Below are 17,292 nucleotides of genomic sequence, written 5' to 3'. Positions count from 1 at the left end.
GCCATGCCGTTCGCATCCAAGAACAACGGAGTATTTATGGATATTTTGATACAGCAGATCATCAACGGTCTGGTGTTAGGTAGCATGTATGCGCTCATCGCGCTGGGCTACACGATGGTGTACGGCATCATCAACCTGATCAACTTTGCCCATGGCGAAGTGGTGATGGTGGGAGCCCTGACCAGCTGGACCGTGATTGGCCTCATGCAGGACGCGATGCCCGGTACTCCGGGCTTCATCATCCTCTTTCTGGCCCTCATCATTGCCTGCGTGGTCGCTGCCACCCTCAACTTTGTTATTGAGAAGGTAGCCTACCGCCCCCTGCGCAACAGCCCCAAGCTGGCCCCTCTGATCACTGCCATCGGCATGTCCATCTTGCTGCAAACCCTGGCGATGATCATCTGGAAGCCTAACTACAAGTCCTACCCCACGCTGTTACCCAACACACCGTTTGACATCGGTGGTGCGGTGATTACGCCCACCCAGGTGATGATTCTGGGCTTCACGGCCGTGTCGCTGGCGCTGCTGATGTGGCTGGTCAACTACACCAAACTGGGGCGCGCCATGCGCGCCACAGCCGAGAATCCCCGTGTGGCGGGTCTGATGGGCGTGAAGCCCGACATGGTGATTTCTGCCACCTTCATCATTGGCGCCGTGCTGGCTGCCATTGCCGGTGTGATGTACGCGTCCAACTACGGCACCGCACAGCACGCTATGGGCTTCCTGCCCGGCCTCAAGGCCTTTACCGCTGCTGTGTTTGGCGGCATCGGCAACTTGGCGGGTGCCGTGGTTGGCGCCATCCTGCTGGGTCTGATCGAATCGATTGGCGCTGGCTACATCGGCGCCTTGACCGGTGGTGTGCTGGGCAGCCACTACTCCGACATTTTTGCTTTCATTGTTTTGATCATCGTGTTGACATTGCGTCCTTCCGGCTTGCTGGGTGAGCGTGTAGCCGATCGTGCGTAAGGAGACCCAACAGATGAACTCTCAAAAACGACTGATCACCATGCTGGTGGCCGCCGCCGGCCTGCTGATTCTGCCGCTGTTGCTGCAAGGCTTCGGCAACGCCTGGGTCCGCATCGTGGACATGGCGCTGCTGTTTGTGCTGCTGTCTCTGGGCCTGAACATCGTGGTGGGCTACGCCGGTCTGCTGGACTTGGGCTATGTGGCGTTCTTCGCTATCGGTGCCTATATGTACGGCCTGCTGGCATCCCCCCATTTGGTAGAGACCTTCCCCGCTATCGCGGCCATGTTCCCTGAAGGCATGCACACACCGCTCTGGGCCATCGTGCCGTTGGCCGCGGGTCTGGCCGGTGTGTTTGGCATCTTGTTGGGCGCGCCTACGCTGCGCCTGCGCGGTGACTACCTGGCCATCGTGACGCTGGGCTTCGGCGAAATCATCCGGGTATTCATGAACAACCTGGACAACCCGGTCAACATCACCAATGGTCCCAAGGGTCTCCTGGGAATCGATCCCTTGCATTTCTTCGGCTTAAACCTGGGCAAAAAACTCAGCGTCCTTGGTTTCGAGTTTGCCTCGGTATCGCTCTACTACTACCTGTTCCTCACGCTGGTGGTGGTAAGCGTGGTGATCAGCCATCGCCTGGAGTTGTCCCGCGTGGGCCGCGCCTGGATGGCCATTCGCGAGGATGAAATCGCTGCCAAGGCCATGGGCATCAACACCCGCAACATGAAGCTGCTGGCATTTGGCATGGGCGCTACCTTTGGTGGCGTGTCGGGTGCGATGTTCGCTTCCTTCCAGGGTTTTATTTCTCCCGAATCCTTCAGCCTGATGGAGTCCGTGATGATCGTGGCCATGGTGGTGCTCGGTGGCGTGGGCCATTTGCCCGGAGTGATTCTGGGTGCGGTGCTGCTGTCGGCGCTGCCTGAAGTGCTGCGTTACGTGGCCGGTCCGCTACAAGCCATGACCGATGGTCGCCTGGATGCTTCCATCTTGCGCCAGTTGCTCATTGCACTGGCCATGATCAGCGTCATGCTGATTCGCCCGCGCGGCCTGTGGCCATCGCCAGAGCACGGCAAATCTTTGCAAAACGCCAAAACCTGAACTTTGTTGGGCCACGGCTTCGCGCCCTGCGCAAGCCCGCTGGCCCTCAACAGAATGGAATCTCCTATGACAGATACAGTATTGAACGTCTCCGGCGTGTCCAAGCGCTTTGGCGGTTTGCAAGCCCTGAGCGATGTGGGCATCAAAATCGAACGCGGCCAGGTCTACGGTCTGATCGGCCCCAACGGCGCTGGCAAGACCACCTTCTTCAACGTGCTGACCGGCATGTACACACCCGATAGCGGCAGCTTTGAGCTGGCTGGTCGGCCTTACCAACCCACTGCAGTGCACACCGTGGCCAAGGCCGGTATTGCCCGCACCTTCCAGAACATTCGCCTGTTCGCTGAAATGACGGCACTGGAAAACGTGATGGTGGGTCGCCACATACGCACCCACTCCGGTTTGTTGGGCGCGGTGTTTCGCACCCCTGGCTTCAAGGCCGAAGAACTCGCCATTGCCAAGCGCGCACAAGAGTTGCTGGACTATGTGGGCATTGGCAAGTTTGCCGACTACAAGGCTCGTACGCTGAGCTACGGCGACCAGCGCCGCCTGGAAATTGCCCGTGCATTGGCCACCGATCCGCAACTGATTGCACTGGACGAACCGGCTGCCGGCATGAACGCCACCGAGAAGGTCATGTTGCGCGAATTGATTGACCGCATTCGCAAGGACAACCGCACCATCCTGCTCATTGAGCACGATGTGAAGCTGGTGATGGGCCTGTGCGACCGCGTGACGGTGCTGGACTACGGCAAGCAAATTGCCGAAGGCACACCTGCCGATGTACAGAAAAACGAAAAAGTGATTGAGGCCTACTTGGGCACGAGCGGCCACTAAGGAATTAGCATGACAACCCAGACTCTGCTCAAAGTTAAAGGCCTGAAGGTCTCGTATGGCGGCATCCAGGCCGTCAAAGGTGTGGATTTCGAAGTCCACGAAGGCGAACTGGTATCGCTGATCGGCTCTAACGGTGCTGGCAAGACCACCACCATGAAAGCCATTACCGGCACCTTGCCCATCAACGCAGGTGACATCGAATACCTGGGTAAAAGCATCAAGGGCCAGGGCCCTTGGGACCTGGTCAAGCAAGGTCTGGCCATGGTGCCCGAAGGCCGCGGTGTGTTCACCCGCATGACTATCACTGAAAACCTGCAGATGGGCGCCTACATCCGCACCGACAAGGCGGGCATCCTGGCCGACATCGAGAAGATGTTCACCATCTTCCCGCGCCTGCGCGAGCGCAAGGACCAGCTGGCCGGCACCATGTCCGGTGGCGAGCAGCAGATGCTGGCGATGGGCCGCGCGCTGATGAGCCGCCCCAAGGTCTTGCTGCTGGATGAACCCTCCATGGGTCTGTCCCCCATCATGGTCGACAAGATCTTTGAAGTGGTGAAAGACGTGTACGCCCAAGGCGTGACCGTGCTGCTGGTGGAGCAAAACGCCAGCCGTGCACTGTCCATTGCCAACCGCGGCTACGTGATGGAATCCGGAATTGTCACCATGTCAGGCAAGGCGTCGGACATGCTGACCGATCCCAAGGTGCGCGCAGCCTACCTGGGCGAATAAGCCCTCCAGGCATCCCGGATGCAAGTTGTTACGACACTTTGCATTCGGGATGTCAGGCCCGCGCTGAGTGGAGCCGTTGAAAAGGGCATGGAGTCATTCCATGCTTAACCTCAACAGGAGTTCACGATGAAAATTCACGCTTTGCTGGCTGGTCTGGTGTTGGTGGCAACTGGCGCCGCGTTCGCGCAAACCGCTACCCCTGCACCCAGAGACCCTTTGGCCACCCCCAAGATCGACCAGCGTGAGGCCAACCAAGACAAGCGCATTGCACAGGGTGTGGGTTCTGGTCAGCTGACCCAGCGTGAAACCCGCCGCCTGAACCGTGGCGAAGCCCGTATCGACAAGGTCGAAGACCACGCCGAAGCCGACGGCAAGGTGACGGGCCAGGAGCGCAAGCGCATTGCGCACCTGCAGCGCGCTGAGAGCCGCGACATTGCCTACCAAAAGCATGACCGCCAAGTGGATCTGAACCATGACGGCAAGCGCGACCGCAAGAACGGCAAGCTGTAAACCTGCGACCGGCAGCACGAGCGGGGCCTGCAGGCCCCGCTGCTGTTTCAGGCGTGGGCCTTGTCGGCCTCCGAGGTGAACGCGTCGGCAAAGAACTCTTCGTCTGGCAGGCCCGCAAGCGCACAAAAATCCGCGCGGGCCGAGTCCACGACAATCGGTGCGCCGCAGGCGTACACCTGATGGCCGCTGAGGTCGGGCAGGTCGTTCAGCACGGCGCGGTGCACAAAACCGGTGCGTCCTTGCCAAGCATCATCGGGCAATGCATTGGACACCACGGGAACGTAGGTCAGTTGCGGCATGCGCTGCTGCATGTTTCGCACCCAGGCGTCCATGTACAGGTCTGCGGGTCGGCGCCCGCCCCAGTACAGCGTCACAGGCCGGACAATGCCCTGCGCCAGCATGTGCTCCAGCAGCGCCTTGACGGGCGCAAAGCCGGTGCCAGAGGCCAGCAGTACGATGGGTTTATCCGAATCTTCGCGTAGGAAGAACGAGCCATAAGGCCCTTCCAGTCGCAATATCTCCTTCTCCTTCATCGCACCAAACACGTGGTCGGTGAACTTGCCGCCAGGCATGTGGCGGATGTGCAGCTCCATGCCGGCGCCCTGGCCGGGCGCATTGGCCATCGAGTAGCTGCGCCGCGCGCCGTCGCGCAGGATGAACTCCACGTATTGCCCGGCACGGTAGGCAAAGTTGTCGTTGGCCGGCAATTGCAGTTGCAGCACCATGACGTCGTCGGACACCCGTTGCAAGGTCGTCACGCGCGTCGGCATCTTCTTGATGGGCAGGGCGCCGGCCTCGGTTACTTGGCGCGACTCCAGCACCACATCGCTTTGCGCGGTGGCGCAGCAGGTCAGTACCAAGCCGGCGGCTTCTTCCGCCTCACTCAATGCCTTGGCCTGGTGCAGACTGTGGCGTACTGAGCCCGACAGCAACTTGCATTTGCAGGAGCCGCAGGCACCGTCTTTGCAGCCATAGGGCAGGCCAATGCCTTGGCGGATACCAGCAGCCAAAATGGTTTCATCGGCTTGGGTGCTGAAGGCGCGTCCGCTGGGTTGCACGGTGACGGAGAAAGTGGTGGCGGCGTCCGCAGAGACGGTCATCTTTTGGGTATCCTCAAGGGCTTATCTGTCTGTAGCCCCCGATTTTGCCCTCAATCCAATCCCCCCTCGGTGCCCTGCCGTCCCGCTTCAAACGCCAGCGGGTGTTGGTGGTGGGCTGCGGCGACGTGGGCAGCCGCTTGGTGGCGGCCCACGCAACGGTGCGCTGGCTGGCGCTGACCTCTAGTGCCTCGCGTATGGCGGAGCTGCGCACCCTGGGTACCGTCCCGCTGTTGGGTAATCTGGACCGTGCGGCCACACTGAATCGCTTGGCCGGTGTGGCCCACCGTGTGATCTACCTGGCACCCCCACCGTCAGAAGGCTGGTCCGACCCCCGCGCCGCCCAACTGAGTCAGGCCTTGCGCCGGCGTAGCGCGCCGCAGCGCGCGGTGTATGGCTCCACCAGCGGTGTGTATGGTGATTGCCAGGGCCAATGGGTGGCCGAGACGCGTGCACTCTCGCCACAAACCCCGCGCGCGCAGCGCCGCGTGCATGCCGAACAGGCCTTGCGCACCTGGGGCCGGGCCAGTGGCGTGCCACTCAGTGTGCTGCGCATCCCCGGTATTTACGCACCCAACCGCGAGGGCGGCACGCCACACGAACGGCTGCAGAAGGGCACGCCTGTGCTGCGCGCGGAGGATGACGTGTACACCAACCATATCCACGCTGACGACCTGGCCCGCGCCTGCTGGCTGGCACTGTGGCGCGGTGCACCGCAACGCATCTACAACGTCAGTGATGACTCGCAGCTGAAGATGGGGGATTACTTTGACATGGCGGCCGACCTGTATGGCTTGTCACGCCCACCCCGTGTGGCACGCGACAGTGCACGCGAGCAGTTGCCTGTGGTGCTGTTGAGTTTCATGAGCGAATCTCGCCGTTTGGTGAACCAGCGCATGAAGCAGGAGCTGCGCCTGGTACTGCGCTACCCCGATGTGGGGCAGGGGCTGCGCAGCACCTAGGGCGCGTAGCGCCGGTAGGCCCACTGCAGGACCTGCCACACCAGCCAACTGCTGACCAGCGTGATGGGGTAGGCCCACAGCACGTCGCTGAGCCAATGCGCCACGTCCGACATGCGGGCAAAGCCAATCACCAGGCCGCTGGCCGTTCCCACCACAGCCCAAGCGGTTTGCCGGCGCCGGTGCACCAGCAGTAGGGTGGCAAGAAAGAAGCCGCAAGCCACGTGGCCGCTGACGAACGAGCAGTTGTTGTCGCACTGGTCAGTCATGACAGCGGCGCGCGTGAACTGCTGCGCACCACCGAAATTCTCCACTTGGTAGGGCCGTGCACGCGCCCAGTGGTCCTTGAACCCCGCGTTCACCACCACGCCTGGCCCGACGATGCCCGCCAGCACCACAAACGCCAGCGGCAGTCGGAGGTGTTTCCAGCGCCCCAAGAAGGTGGCTACCAGCCAGGCCACAAAACACAGTGCCAAGACGCCGCGGAAAATAGCGGGTATGTACAGGTTGATCCCTTGCACCCACCACCAGCCGCCCGACGCGATGGTGGGCTGCGCGCCAGTGAATAGGCCTGCAGCCGCCAGATCCAGCGCCGGAAACACGGTGGGCACCAGGGCGGCGAGCAAAGCAAGAGCCAGCAGGCCCCAAAACAGGCGGGGTGTGGCTGTGGTGGCAGGGGTGGTGGACGACGACATGGGGCTGGAGGTTCGGAGCGCGAAAGACCGTGATTGTGCGGGATGTTGGTAGGGGCCTGGTTACCATAGGCTTTTGTCACTCCATTCTTCGGACATCACCATGCTGTTTTCTTCTTTCAAACCTGTTGTGATGGTCGCGTTGGTGCTGGCGTTGGCCGGCTGCGATGTCGCCCCGGTGCAACCGCAGCCCGTCCCGGTGTCCGGTGCCCAGCTGCAGGGGCGTGAATGGGTGGCCAGCTACATCGACGGCATCGCCACCGTGACGGCCCCCGCACCCCGGTTGCGCTGGACCACTGCGGACCAGCTGGCAGGCAGCGGCGGCTGCAACGCGTTCATGGGCCGGGCCGTAGTGGAGCAGGGTGCGCTAAAGCTGGGCCCCCTGGCGGCCACTGGCAAGCTCTGCATGACGGCGCCCCAAGGCCAGGAGGATCGCTTCTTCAAGGCGCTGGAGGCCACCCGCAGCGTACGGCTGCAAGACGGGCAGTTGCTGCTGGAAGACGCGACAGGCCGTGTACAGGCCCGCCTGATCCCCGGCACCACAGCGCCCTGAAATCGCTCAGGCTGCGGTGACCAGCGGCAGGCTGCGCTGGCGCTTGCCGGTCAGGGCAAACAAAGCGTTGGCCACCGCGGGGGCAATGGGCGGCACGCCGGGTTCGCCCACACCACCGGGGTGGCGCGTGCTGGGCACCAGCCAGGTTTCCACCACTGGGGCTTCTGCCAGCTGCACCATGGGGTAGCTCGGGAAGCTGGTTTGTTGTACTGCGCCGTCCTTGATGTCGATCTTGCTGTACAGCGCGGCTGTGAGGCCAAACACCACAGCGCTTTCCATTTGCTGCGCCACGATGTTCGGGTTGACCACCGTGCCGCAGTCGATGGCACACACCACCTTGTGCACACGAGGCACCCCGTTTTTCAGCGACACCTCGGCCACCTCGGCAACGATGGAGCCGAACGATTCATGCAGCGCCACCCCACGCGTACGCCCGGCGGGTAGGGGGCTGCCCCAGCGCGCCTTGCTGGCGGCCAGCTGCAAGACTGCGGCATAGCGGGGGGCTTCCTTGAGCAGGGCTAGACGAAATGCCACCGGGTCTTGCTTGGTTTGTGCGGCCAGCTCGTCGATAAAGCTCTCAGAGAAGAATGCGTTGTGCGAATGCCCGACCGAGCGCCAAAAGCCCACCGGCACGTCCATGTGCGTGGCCACATGGGCCATGTGCTGGTTGGCAAAGCCGTAGGGCAGGTCAAACAAACCCTCGGCCGTGGTCTTGTCGGGCATGTCGATGGGTCCGGACAGGGCTGGAAGCCCACGAGCCATCCAGCGCGGGCTGATGGCATCGCCGGCAGATTTGATGCGCAGACTGCTGACCTGCCCTTGGCTGTCGATCGCGGCGCGCAGCTGCGCCACATGCATGGGGCGGTAGAAGTCGTGCGTGGTGTCTTCCTCGCGGGACCAGGCCAGTTGCACCGGGCGGCCCTTGCAGGCCATCGCCACGCGCACGGCCTGGGCCACGTAGTCCACCTCTAGTCGGCGGCCAAAGCCGCCACCCAGCAGCGTCACATGCAGCGTCACCTTGTCTTCTTTGACGCCGGCGACCTTGGCGGCGATGGCGCGTGCCATTTCCGGCACCTGGGTGGGGGCCCATACCTCCACCAGCCCGTCTTTTACTTGGGCCGTGCAGTTCATGGGCTCCATGGTGGCGTGGGCCAGGTAGGGGGCCTGGTAGGCAGCTTCTACCGTGCTGGCCGCGGCAGCCTCAGCGGCCTTGGTATCGCCTTTGTCGTAGAACGCAAAGCCATCTTCGTTTTTCAGCGCTGCTTGCAGGCGCTCTTCAATTTTCTGGGTGTCCAGCGCGCCGCCTGCGGGGGCTTGCCACTTCACCTCTACCGCCTGCACGGCCTGGTGTGCATGCCAAGTGGTCTTGCCGACCACCGCAAACCCGGCGGTGGAGCCACCCAGGGCGTCCAGCGGTACCAGCATTTCTATGCCTGGCATGGCCAGCGCGGCCTTGCTGTCCAGTGAGCCCACAGTGCCACCCAACTGGGGTGCAAGGCGAATGGCCGCAAATAGCATGTCGGGCATGCGCACATCCAGCCCAAACCGGGCCGTGCCATTGGTCTTGGCGGGAATGTCCACGCGCGGCGCCGGGGTGCCCAGCAGCTTCCAGTCCTTGCGGTCCTTGAGGGTGACGTTGGATGGCTTCAGCCCGGCAGCGCCTTGGGCCAACTCACCAAAATGGGCTGACTTGCCGGATGCATGCTGCACCACGCCGTCCTGGATGTTCAGTTCGGTGCGGGGCAGCTTCCACTGTGTGGCGGCCGCTTCCAATAGGCTGGCACGGGCCAGGGCTGCGGCGGTGCGTATGGGTTCCCAAGCGTCCGCCACGCTGGATGACCCCCCGGTGGCGTTGATGCCCAGTTCCCGCGCGATCTTGCCAACGAACCATTGGCCCAACTTGACCTTGGCCGGCGGGTTGTCGCTCTCGGTTTCCAGCGGGTGGAAGGGCAGGGTAGCGGTGAGCATCACCACGTTGCCGTACAGGGTTTCTGGCCCGGCCTGCTGCAGGCGCACCTTGGCCAGCGAAATGTCCAGCTCTTCGGCCACCAGCATGGCCAGCGCGGTGTGCACGCCTTGGCCCATCTCGCTGCGCGGCATGGCCAGTACCACGGTGCCATCCTTGGCGATCTTGATCCAGCCGTTCAGGCCGACTTCTCCCTCGGTGGGCAGCATCAGCGCGCCATCGCCCAGGCGCGAACGCTGGGGCATCAGGCCCCAGCCCACCACCAGCGCACCGGTAGCGCCCAGGGCGCTCAATAGCCAGGTGCGGCGCTTCATGCTGCAGCTCCCTGGGGTTGGCCCGCTGCACGGTGGATGGCGGCGCGCACGCGCTGGTAGGTACCGCAGCGGCAGATGTTGGTCATCGCCTCGTCGATGTCGGCATCGGTGGGCTTGGGTTTGCGGGCCAAGAGGGCGGCGGCGGCCATCAGCATGCCGCTTTGGCAGTAGCCGCATTGGGGCACCTGCTCGGCGATCCAAGCGGCCTGCAGGGCATGCAGCTTGTCGGTGCTGCCCAGGGCTTCGATGGTTTTGATTTTTTGGCCGGCCACGGCAGACACGGGCATCACGCAGGAGCGCACGGGCTGGCCGTCGATGTGTACGGTGCAGGCGCCGCAGGCGGCCACCCCGCAGCCAAACTTGGTGCCGGTCATGTTCAGCACGTCGCGCAACACCCACAGCAGGGGCATGTCGGGCGGGGCGTCGGCGGTCACCACCTTGCCATTGATGTTGAGTTCCATGGGCGTCTCCTTTGCGGTTGCGTGCTAGCGCGACACATCATAGGGTTTGGATGCGGGCCAGAGGTGTCACCCAAGGCCACCGGCAAGAAAAAAGCCTGCTGTTTTTGCAAACAGCAGGCTTTTTGATCTGGTGCCCGGGGCCGGACTCGAACCGGCACGCCTTGCGGCGGGGGATTTTGAGTCCCCTGAGTCTACCAATTTCACCACCCGGGCGGGGTATTCTGTGAAGCGCGAATTATGGCACATTTATGGGCATGACATTCCCCACCATCGAAGACGCCATCGGGAACACCCCGCTGGTCGCACTGCAGCGCATCCAGGCCACCGACAACCAATCCCGCAACACCGTGGTGCTGGGCAAGCTCGAAGGCAACAACCCCGCAGGTTCGGTCAAAGACCGGCCAGCCCTGTCCATGATCCGGCGCGCGCAGGAGCGCGGCGACATCAAGCCCGGCGACACGCTGATCGAAGCCACCTCGGGCAACACCGGCATTGCGCTGGCCATGGCCGCGGCTGTCAAGGGCTACCGCATGGTCTTGATCATGCCGGAGGACCTGTCCATCGAGCGCGCCCAGACCATGAAGGCTTTCGGTGCCGAGCTGATCCTGACACCCAAGAGCGGTGGCATGGAGTACGCGCGCGACCTGGCCGAACAAATGCAGCGCGAGGGCAAGGGTCGCGTGCTGGACCAGTTTGGCAATGACGACAACCCGCGCATCCACTACGAGACCACGGGCCCCGAACTCTGGGCGCAGACGCACGGCCGCATCACCCACTTTGTGAGCGCCATGGGCACCACGGGTACCATCACCGGCGTGTCACGCTTCTTGAAGGAAAAGAACCCGGCCATCCGCATCATTGGCGCCCAGCCGTCGGAGGGCTCGCGCATTCCCGGCATCCGCAAATGGCCCGAGGCCTATTTGCCCAAGATTTACGACCCCAAGAATGTGGATGAACTGGTCTACGTGAGCCAGCTTGACGCCGAAGACATGTGCCGCCGCCTGGCGCGTGAAGAGGGCATCTTTGGTGGCATCTCAGCGGCGGGTGCCTGCTGGGTGGCGCAGGAGATTGCCAAGCGCGAGCGCGATGCAGTGATCGTGTTCGTGGTCTGTGACCGCGGGGACCGTTACCTCTCCACGGGTGTGTTTCCCGCGTAATTTATAAGAAATAGGTTGGTAGCCCCCGTGGAATATGCGCGGGTAGCTACTGAATAGATAGCAAATCAATCTGCAAAAGGGTGGGCATGTCTGCAGCTTTCAAGTTCTGTCCACAGTGCGCCACGGCGCTAGAGCACATCACGCTGGCCGAGGACGGCGGCGACAAAACCCGCCTGCGCTGCCCGGCCTGTGACTTTACGCACTGGAACAACCCCACGCCCGTGCTGGCGGCGGTGATTGAGTACAACGGGCAAATCTTGTTGGCACGCAACGCGGCCTGGCCCGGCAAGATGTACGCGTTGATCACCGGCTTTATGGAGGCCGGCGAGACGCCCGAAGGGGGCATTGCGCGCGAGATTTCGGAAGAGACCAGCCTGACCACCAGCGCGCTCAAGCTGCTGGGCGTGTACGACTTCCAGCGCATGAACCAGGTCATCATTGCCTACCACGCCGTCTGCCATGGCGACGTAAAGCTGAGCCCCGAGCTGGTGGACTACAAGCTCTACAACCTGGAAGACGTGAAATGCTGGCCGGCCGGCACCGGTTATGCGCTGGCCGAGTTTTTGCGCTCGCGCGGGCATGAACCCACGTTCATCGACCCGGTGTGGCGCCAAGACGCCGAGAAGCTGGCGACTTAAAATCGGTGCCAACGCCAGAAAGCCTATCGCATGCACACCGACAAAGAAGTTGACACTCGCGGCCTGAACTGCCCGCTGCCCATCCTCAAGGCCAAGAAAGCCTTGGCGGAGCTGGTGAGCGGCCAGACCCTCAAGGTGGTGGCCACCGATCCCGGTTCCATCCGCGACTTTCAGGCTTTTGCCAAGCAAACCGGCAACGAGCTGCTGGAGCAGGAAACCGTGGGTGCCGAATACATCCACGTGCTGCGTAGACGCTAAAGCGTTTCCAAGCCCCAAAAAAACGCCGCAGGGTTTCCCGTGCGGCGTTATGTTTTGGGGCAGGCCCCAGCGGGGCCGAGCATTAGCCGAGGCGGGCCAACTGCTCTTTCACCTTCTCCAGCGTGGCGGCAAAGTCGGCTACGCGTTTGCGTTCTTGCTCCAGCACGGCGGCCGGAGCTTTGGCCACAAAGGCTTCGTTGCTCAACTTGACGCTGGCCTTGGTGATCTGCTCTTCCAGGCGCGCTACTTCCTTGCCCAGGCGGATCTTTTCGGCGGCCACGTCCACTTCCACAAACAGGCAGACGCGGGCCTCACCCACCACGGCCACGGGGGCGGATTGGGCGGCGGCTTGCCAGCTGGCTTCGTCGGCAAACACCTTCACCTCGCTGAGTTTGGCCAGTGACTGCAGCACGGCAGCAGAGGATTGCAGGAATTCGCCTTCGGCCGCGCTATGGGCCACCACAAACAGCGGCAGGCGCACGGCGGGCGACACGTTCATCTCGCCGCGCAGGTTGCGGCAGGCGTCCACCAGGGCTTTGAGCTTGACCACATGGGCAATGGCAGCGTCGTCAATACGCTCGGGCTGGCTCACGGGGTAGGCGGCGATGGACACGGACGGGCCCTGACGGCCGGCAACGGGCGCCACCTTTTGCCACAGCTCCTCAGAAATGAAGGGCGTGATGGGGTGGATCAGGCGCAGGATGACTTCCAGCGTGCGGATCAGCGTGCGGCGCGTGGCGCGTTTCTGCGCGTCATCGCCGGTGTTGATCTGCACCTTGGCAATTTCCAGGTACCAGTCGCAGAACTCGTTCCACACAAAGTCGTAAATCGTGTTGGCCACATTGTCCAGGCGGTATTCGGCAAAGCCTTTGGCCACTTCGGCTTCGGTCTTTTGCAGCAGCGAGACGATCCAGCGGTCGGCCTGGCTGAATTCCAGGTAGCCGTGGGCTTCGCCACCGGGTGCGCACTGCTCTTTGGTGTGCTCGTTCAAACCGCAGTCATTGCCTTCGCAGTTCATCAGCACAAAGCGCGTGGCGTTCCACAGCTTGTTGCAGAAGTTGCGGTAGCCCTCGCAGCGCTTGCTGTCGAAGTTGATGCTGCGGCCCAAGGATGCGAGTGCCGCGAAGGTGAAGCGCAGCGCGTCCGCACCGTAGGCGGGAATGCCTTCGGGGAATTCCTTCTCGGTGTTCTTGCGCACCTGGGGTGCAGTCTCGGGCTTGCGCAGGCCTTCGGAGCGTTTGACCAGCAAGGGAGCGAGCGAGATACCGTCGATCAGATCGACCGGGTCCAGCACATTGCCCTCGGACTTGCTCATCTTCTTGCCTTGCGCGTCTTTCACCAGGCCGTGGATGTAGACATGCTTGAACGGCACACGCCCCGTGAAGTGGGTGGTCATCATGATCATGCGGGCGACCCAAAAGAAGATGATGTCGTAGCCGGTGACCAGCACGCTGCTGGGCAGGTAGAGGTTGTAATCGTCGGTGGCGCCGGTGCCCGCACCTTCATTGCCCCAACCCATGGTGCTGAAGGGCACCATGGCGCTGGAATACCAAGTGTCCAGCACATCGGGGTCGCGCTTGAGTGTCTTGCCGGGGGCTTGCGCCTGGGCGTCGGCCTCGTTGCGGGCTACGTAGACCTTGCCGTCTTCGTCGTACCAGGCCGGAATCTGGTGGCCCCACCAGAGTTGGCGGCTGATGCACCAGTCCTGGATGTTGTTCATCCACTGGTTGTAGGTGTTGACCCAGTTCTCGGGCACAAACTTCACGTCGCCGCTTTGCACCACATCGATGGACTTCTGCGCGATGGACTTGCCGGTAGCGTCGCCCTTGCCCACGGTGTTCATGGCCATGAACCACTGGTCGGTCAGCATGGGTTCGATCACCTGGCCCGTGCGGGCGCAGCGTGGCACTTGCAGTTTGTGCTTCTTCACTTCGACCAGGAAGCCACCGGCTTCCAAATCAGCCACCACTTTCTTGCGCGCCACAAAACGGTCCAGGCCCTGGTAGGGCGCGGGGGCGTTCTCGTTGATCTTGGCGTCCAGCGTCAGCACGCAGATCAGGGGCAGCTTGTGGCGTTGGCCCACGGCGTAATCGTTCTGGTCGTGCGCGGGCGTGACCTTCACCACGCCGGTGCCAAAGGCTTTGTCCACGTAGTCGTCGGCAATCACCGGGATCTCGCGGTCACACAGGGGCAGCTTCACCATCTTGCCGATGAGGGCTGTGTAGCGCTCGTCTTCGGGGTGCACCATCACGGCCACGTCGCCCAGCATGGTCTCGGGGCGGGTGGTGGCCACGGTGATGTCACCACTGCCATCGGCCAGCGGGTAGCGGATGTGCCACAGCGAGCCGTCTTCCTCTTCGCTCTCCACTTCCAGATCGCTCACCGCACTCATGAGGATGGGGTCCCAGTTCACCAGGCGCTTGCCGCGGTAGATCAGGCCTTGCTCGTACAACTGCACAAAGGTTTCGGTCACCGTATTGGACAGCTTGGGGTCCATGGTGAAGTATTCGCGGCTCCAGTCCACGCTGTCGCCCATGCGGCGCATCTGGCCGGTGATGGTGTTGCCGGACTTTTCTTTCCACTCCCACACCTTGGCGGTGAAGGCCTCGCGGCCCAGGTCGTGGCGGCTGATCTTTTGTTCTTGCAGCTGGCGTTCCACCACGATCTGCGTGGCAATGCCGGCATGGTCGGTGCCCGGAATCCAGGCGGTGTTGAAACCGGCCATGCGGTGGTAGCGCGTCAGGCTGTCCATGATGGTCTGGTTGAACGCATGGCCCATGTGCAGCGTGCCCGTCACATTGGGCGGTGGCAGCTGGATGGCAAAGGCGGGTTGGCCGGCCTGCGGGGCCTGGGTGCCGCGGTAGCCCGCGATGCCATAGCCGCGCTTTTCCCACTCGGGGCCCCAGTGCGCTTCCAGCGCGACAGGCTCGAAGGATTTGGACAGGGACTGCAGACCCGGTTGTTCGGGGGCGGAGGGCGTGGGGGTAGCTTGGTCAGACATGGGGTTCTCTTGGGAGGACCCGCGATTTTACCGGGCGGGCGCTAAGCTACAGGACCAGCCTAGGAGGATCCATGCCCGACAGCCCCCCAACCACCATTCCCCCCGTTGCCGTGGCGGCCACCGAGGTGGTGCCCCGCACCAAACCGTCCAACTACCCCGAGCCCTTTGCCGCGCGTGTGGCGGGGCGCGAAAAGCGCCAGTTGGGCGATGTGTTTGGATTGAGCAACTTTGGGGTGAACCTGGTGCGGCTAGCGCCGCACTCCGTGTCGGCCCTGCGCCATGCGCACACCAAGCAGGACGAATTCATCTATGTGCTGCAAGGCCACCCCACGCTGCACACCGATGAAGGGCTGACTGCGCTGGCACCTGGCATGTGTGCTGGCTTCAAGGCGGGCACAGGCAATGGCCACTGCCTCAAGAACGAGACCGATGCGGACGTGCTGTACCTGGAGGTGGGCGACCGCACGCCCGGCGATGAGGGCAGCTACCCCGACGATGACCTCAAGGCACTGCTCATGGCCACTGGGCAATGGCAGTTTGTGCACAAGGACGGCACGCCTTATTGAGGCCGTGCCGCCGGGCATCCTCAGGTGGTGGGTGGTGCCAGGTAGGTACCCGACTTGCCGCCGTGCTTTTCCAGCAGCCGCACGTCGGTCATCACCATGCCCTTGTCCACGGCCTTGCACATGTCGTAGATGGTCAGCAGGGTGATTTGAACCGCGGTGAGGGCTTCCATCTCCACGCCGGTGCCGCCGGTGGTTTCGGCAATCGCCAGGCACTGGACGGCGGGCAAGGTGGTGGCGGTGGCGGGCACCATCTCAAACTCGATGGCCACGCGCGACAGCATGATGGGGTGGCACAGCGGAATCAGGTCACTGGTGCGCTTGGCGGCCATGATGCCGGCCACGCGCGCCACGCCCAGTACATCGCCCTTGGCAGCCTGGGCGTTCTGGATCAGGTCCAGCGTGCTTTGCTTCATCTGGATGCGGCCGCCAGCCACGGCTTTGCGCGCGGTCAGGGGCTTGGCACCTATGTCTACCATGTGGGCATCACCCTTGGTGTCGAAGTGGGTGAGGGCGGAGGGGTTGGTATCGGTCATGGTCAATCCTGTTGTCTATGGCTTACAGCCGACGCAGCGTGCCATCGATATGCGGCTCGCCGCCGGGCTGTACTTTCAATACAAAGCGGGTTGCGCCCTGGTCTTGGTCCGCACCCTGCGCCGTATGTAGGGCCACCTGGCCTGGAATCAACAGGGGGCGCTTGAACCGCAGGTCCAGCGCCAGCGGCGCGTCGGCGGGCAGGTTTGCCTGCAGCAGCGCCAGGCAGCGCGCGGCGCTGAACATGCCATGCGCAATGGCGCGTGGGTAGCCAAACAGGCGTGCCGTCAGTGCACTCACGTGGATGGGGTTCCAGTCGCCCGAGGGGCCGGCAAAGCGGCGTCCGGCGTTGCCTTGCACCGCCCACTGGGCGATGGGCGTGCCCCAATCGGGTTCACTGGCATCCAGCGCGGGCTTTTTGCCCGATTTGCTGCGCGCCAGTGGCGACAAAAAGGTGCTGGTCTCGCGCCAGGCGACTGTGCCACCGGTGTTCAGCGTGGTGTGGATAGCAAAGGATTGACCGCGCTCGGTGGTCTGGATGCCGTCCAGCGTGCAGTGCATATCTACGGCCTCACCGTTGGCGATGGGGCGCAGGCTCTCGATCTGGTTGCTCCAGTGCACCAGGCCCAGCAGGCGCAGCGGAAAACGCGCATGGCTCAGGATGGCCATGTGCAGCGGCATGGCCATGGCGTGCAGGTACAGAAGGGGCAGGGTGCCGGTGTCGGGCAGGTCACAGACCTGGCGGTACCGGGCCAGCCGGGCGGCATCGGCGCGGGCGCCTCGCCAGTGGGCGTCAAAACGGATGCCGTGTTGGGCATCGGGAGCCTGGGCCGGGCGTGCGGCGAACAGGCTGCGCACCAAGGCGCCGCCATTGCGGGGCGGGGCCTGGTACTGAAGGGAAATAGGAGCGTTGGACATGGTGTGCCATTGTGCATGGCGACACCCTGTGCGCAGCAGT

18 protein-coding genes and 1 tRNA gene are annotated in these 17,292 nt (G+C 63.0%); 11 read left to right on the top strand and 8 right to left on the bottom strand.

From position 1 onward, the window contains the following. The first annotated feature begins 36 nt into the window (after positions 1–36). From AC1DZ5_RS18860 to AC1DZ5_RS18840, 5 genes are all read left to right on the top strand, one after another. On the top strand, positions 37–966 hold the full coding sequence (locus AC1DZ5_RS18860) for a branched-chain amino acid ABC transporter permease (RefSeq protein ID WP_477891881.1): 930 nt from the start codon (positions 37–39) through the stop codon (positions 964–966). 13 nt (positions 967–979) lie between these two features. After that, positions 980–2,065, top strand: coding sequence for a branched-chain amino acid ABC transporter permease (locus tag AC1DZ5_RS18855; protein WP_477891879.1), 1,086 nt, complete (start codon positions 980–982; stop codon positions 2,063–2,065). A gap of 66 nt (positions 2,066–2,131) precedes the next feature. Then, positions 2,132–2,902 (top strand): ABC transporter ATP-binding protein, encoded by a 771-nt coding sequence (locus tag AC1DZ5_RS18850; protein ID WP_477891877.1) that lies wholly within the window; start codon positions 2,132–2,134, stop codon positions 2,900–2,902. A gap of 9 nt (positions 2,903–2,911) precedes the next feature. Further along, positions 2,912–3,631, top strand: a complete 720-nt coding sequence (locus AC1DZ5_RS18845) for an ABC transporter ATP-binding protein (protein ID WP_477891875.1) — start codon at positions 2,912–2,914, stop codon at positions 3,629–3,631. Between the two features lie 126 nt (positions 3,632–3,757). After that, positions 3,758–4,141, top strand: coding sequence for a hypothetical protein (locus tag AC1DZ5_RS18840; RefSeq protein WP_477891873.1), 384 nt, complete (start codon positions 3,758–3,760; stop codon positions 4,139–4,141). A 47-nt stretch (positions 4,142–4,188) separates the two neighbouring features. Here AC1DZ5_RS18840 and AC1DZ5_RS18835 read toward each other — a convergent pair whose 3' ends face one another. Beyond that, complete coding sequence (locus AC1DZ5_RS18835; RefSeq protein ID WP_477891871.1) at positions 4,189–5,241, bottom strand: CDP-6-deoxy-delta-3,4-glucoseen reductase; 1,053 nt, start codon at positions 5,239–5,241, stop codon at positions 4,189–4,191. A 44-nt stretch (positions 5,242–5,285) separates the two neighbouring features. On the opposite strand from AC1DZ5_RS18835, the gene AC1DZ5_RS18830 reads away from it, so the two are divergent. Then, complete coding sequence (locus AC1DZ5_RS18830) at positions 5,286–6,200, top strand: SDR family oxidoreductase (RefSeq protein ID WP_477891869.1); 915 nt, start codon at positions 5,286–5,288, stop codon at positions 6,198–6,200. Here AC1DZ5_RS18830 and AC1DZ5_RS18825 read toward each other — a convergent pair. Continuing rightward, a complete protein-coding gene (locus tag AC1DZ5_RS18825; RefSeq protein ID WP_477891867.1) occupies positions 6,197–6,892 on the bottom strand; it encodes a phosphatase PAP2 family protein in 696 nt (231 codons plus the stop codon). The genes AC1DZ5_RS18830 and AC1DZ5_RS18825 overlap by 4 nt on opposite strands. A 100-nt stretch (positions 6,893–6,992) precedes the next feature. On the opposite strand from AC1DZ5_RS18825, the gene AC1DZ5_RS18820 reads away from it, so the two are divergent. After that, positions 6,993–7,442 (top strand): META domain-containing protein, encoded by a 450-nt coding sequence (locus tag AC1DZ5_RS18820; RefSeq protein ID WP_477891865.1) that lies wholly within the window; start codon positions 6,993–6,995, stop codon positions 7,440–7,442. A 6-nt stretch (positions 7,443–7,448) separates the two neighbouring features. Here the strand turns inward: AC1DZ5_RS18820 and AC1DZ5_RS18815 are convergent, their stop codons facing one another. The 3 genes from AC1DZ5_RS18815 to AC1DZ5_RS18805 form a co-directional block, all read right to left on the bottom strand. Continuing rightward, positions 7,449–9,722 (bottom strand): xanthine dehydrogenase family protein molybdopterin-binding subunit, encoded by a 2,274-nt coding sequence (locus AC1DZ5_RS18815; protein ID WP_477891863.1) that lies wholly within the window; start codon positions 9,720–9,722, stop codon positions 7,449–7,451. Beyond that, on the bottom strand, positions 9,719–10,183 hold the full coding sequence (locus AC1DZ5_RS18810) for a (2Fe-2S)-binding protein (RefSeq protein WP_477891861.1): 465 nt from the start codon (positions 10,181–10,183) through the stop codon (positions 9,719–9,721). Before AC1DZ5_RS18810 ends, AC1DZ5_RS18815 begins: the two co-directional genes overlap by 4 nt. Positions 10,184–10,311: 128 nt before the next feature. Next, positions 10,312–10,396: transfer RNA gene (locus tag AC1DZ5_RS18805), tRNA-Leu, on the bottom strand. A 41-nt stretch (positions 10,397–10,437) separates the two neighbouring features. On the opposite strand from AC1DZ5_RS18805, the gene cysM reads away from it, so the two are divergent. From cysM to AC1DZ5_RS18790, 3 genes are all read left to right on the top strand, one after another. Then, positions 10,438–11,340: a cysteine synthase CysM gene (gene cysM / locus AC1DZ5_RS18800; protein ID WP_477891859.1), complete on the top strand. Its 903-nt coding sequence runs from the start codon at positions 10,438–10,440 to the stop codon at positions 11,338–11,340. An 86-nt stretch (positions 11,341–11,426) separates the two neighbouring features. Continuing rightward, entirely contained in the window at positions 11,427–11,978 is a 552-nt protein-coding gene (locus AC1DZ5_RS18795; protein ID WP_477891857.1) for an NUDIX domain-containing protein, read from the top strand. 30 nt (positions 11,979–12,008) lie between these two features. Further along, positions 12,009–12,236, top strand: a complete 228-nt coding sequence (locus AC1DZ5_RS18790; RefSeq protein ID WP_105259997.1) for a sulfurtransferase TusA family protein — start codon at positions 12,009–12,011, stop codon at positions 12,234–12,236. 82 nt (positions 12,237–12,318) lie between these two features. On the opposite strand, the gene AC1DZ5_RS18785 is transcribed toward AC1DZ5_RS18790, so the two are convergent. After that, positions 12,319–15,237 carry a valine--tRNA ligase gene (locus AC1DZ5_RS18785; protein ID WP_477891854.1) on the bottom strand — a complete coding sequence of 973 codons (2,919 nt, stop codon included), beginning with the start codon at positions 15,235–15,237 and terminating at the stop codon, positions 12,319–12,321. Positions 15,238–15,308: 71 nt separating this feature from the next. Here AC1DZ5_RS18785 and AC1DZ5_RS18780 point away from each other — a divergent pair, with 71 nt between their 5' ends. After that, entirely contained in the window at positions 15,309–15,803 is a 495-nt protein-coding gene (locus AC1DZ5_RS18780; protein WP_477891852.1) for a cupin domain-containing protein, read from the top strand. A gap of 20 nt (positions 15,804–15,823) precedes the next feature. On the opposite strand, the gene moaC is transcribed toward AC1DZ5_RS18780, so the two are convergent. Both moaC and AC1DZ5_RS18770 read right to left on the bottom strand, forming a co-directional pair. Beyond that, a complete protein-coding gene (moaC, locus tag AC1DZ5_RS18775) occupies positions 15,824–16,336 on the bottom strand; it encodes a cyclic pyranopterin monophosphate synthase MoaC (RefSeq protein WP_477891850.1) in 513 nt (170 codons plus the stop codon). Between the two features lie 22 nt (positions 16,337–16,358). Beyond that, positions 16,359–17,252 carry a MaoC family dehydratase gene (locus AC1DZ5_RS18770; protein WP_477891848.1) on the bottom strand — a complete coding sequence of 298 codons (894 nt, stop codon included), beginning with the start codon at positions 17,250–17,252 and terminating at the stop codon, positions 16,359–16,361. Positions 17,253–17,292 lie beyond the last annotated feature (40 nt).

This window comes from Rhodoferax sp. P1_F3, assembly GCF_056405715.1.
Note: the sequence above shows the minus strand (reverse complement) of the source record. Positions and strands in the feature narration are given on the sequence as shown.

Bases quoted from the DNA above. Each gene is read 5' to 3' on its own strand.
- AC1DZ5_RS18860 (WP_477891881.1), top strand. From the start codon at position 37: ATGGATATTTTGATACAGCAGATCATCAACGGTCTGGTGTTAGGTAGC.
- AC1DZ5_RS18855 (WP_477891879.1), top strand. From the start codon at position 980: ATGAACTCTCAAAAACGACTGATCACCATGCTGGTGGCCGCCGCCGGC.
- AC1DZ5_RS18850 (WP_477891877.1), top strand. From the start codon at position 2,132: ATGACAGATACAGTATTGAACGTCTCCGGCGTGTCCAAGCGCTTTGGC.
- AC1DZ5_RS18845 (WP_477891875.1), top strand. From the start codon at position 2,912: ATGACAACCCAGACTCTGCTCAAAGTTAAAGGCCTGAAGGTCTCGTAT.
- AC1DZ5_RS18840 (WP_477891873.1), top strand. From the start codon at position 3,758: ATGAAAATTCACGCTTTGCTGGCTGGTCTGGTGTTGGTGGCAACTGGC.
- AC1DZ5_RS18835 (WP_477891871.1), bottom strand. From the start codon at position 5,241: ATGACCGTCTCTGCGGACGCCGCCACCACTTTCTCCGTCACCGTGCAA.
- AC1DZ5_RS18825 (WP_477891867.1), bottom strand. From the start codon at position 6,892: ATGTCGTCGTCCACCACCCCTGCCACCACAGCCACACCCCGCCTGTTT.
- AC1DZ5_RS18820 (WP_477891865.1), top strand. From the start codon at position 6,993: ATGCTGTTTTCTTCTTTCAAACCTGTTGTGATGGTCGCGTTGGTGCTG.
- AC1DZ5_RS18815 (WP_477891863.1), bottom strand. From the start codon at position 9,722: ATGAAGCGCCGCACCTGGCTATTGAGCGCCCTGGGCGCTACCGGTGCG.
- AC1DZ5_RS18810 (WP_477891861.1), bottom strand. From the start codon at position 10,183: ATGGAACTCAACATCAATGGCAAGGTGGTGACCGCCGACGCCCCGCCC.
- cysM (WP_477891859.1), top strand. From the start codon at position 10,438: ATGACATTCCCCACCATCGAAGACGCCATCGGGAACACCCCGCTGGTC.
- AC1DZ5_RS18795 (WP_477891857.1), top strand. From the start codon at position 11,427: ATGTCTGCAGCTTTCAAGTTCTGTCCACAGTGCGCCACGGCGCTAGAG.
- AC1DZ5_RS18790 (WP_105259997.1), top strand. From the start codon at position 12,009: ATGCACACCGACAAAGAAGTTGACACTCGCGGCCTGAACTGCCCGCTG.
- AC1DZ5_RS18785 (WP_477891854.1), bottom strand. From the start codon at position 15,237: ATGTCTGACCAAGCTACCCCCACGCCCTCCGCCCCCGAACAACCGGGT.
- AC1DZ5_RS18780 (WP_477891852.1), top strand. From the start codon at position 15,309: ATGCCCGACAGCCCCCCAACCACCATTCCCCCCGTTGCCGTGGCGGCC.
- moaC (WP_477891850.1), bottom strand. From the start codon at position 16,336: ATGACCGATACCAACCCCTCCGCCCTCACCCACTTCGACACCAAGGGT.
- AC1DZ5_RS18770 (WP_477891848.1), bottom strand. From the start codon at position 17,252: ATGTCCAACGCTCCTATTTCCCTTCAGTACCAGGCCCCGCCCCGCAAT.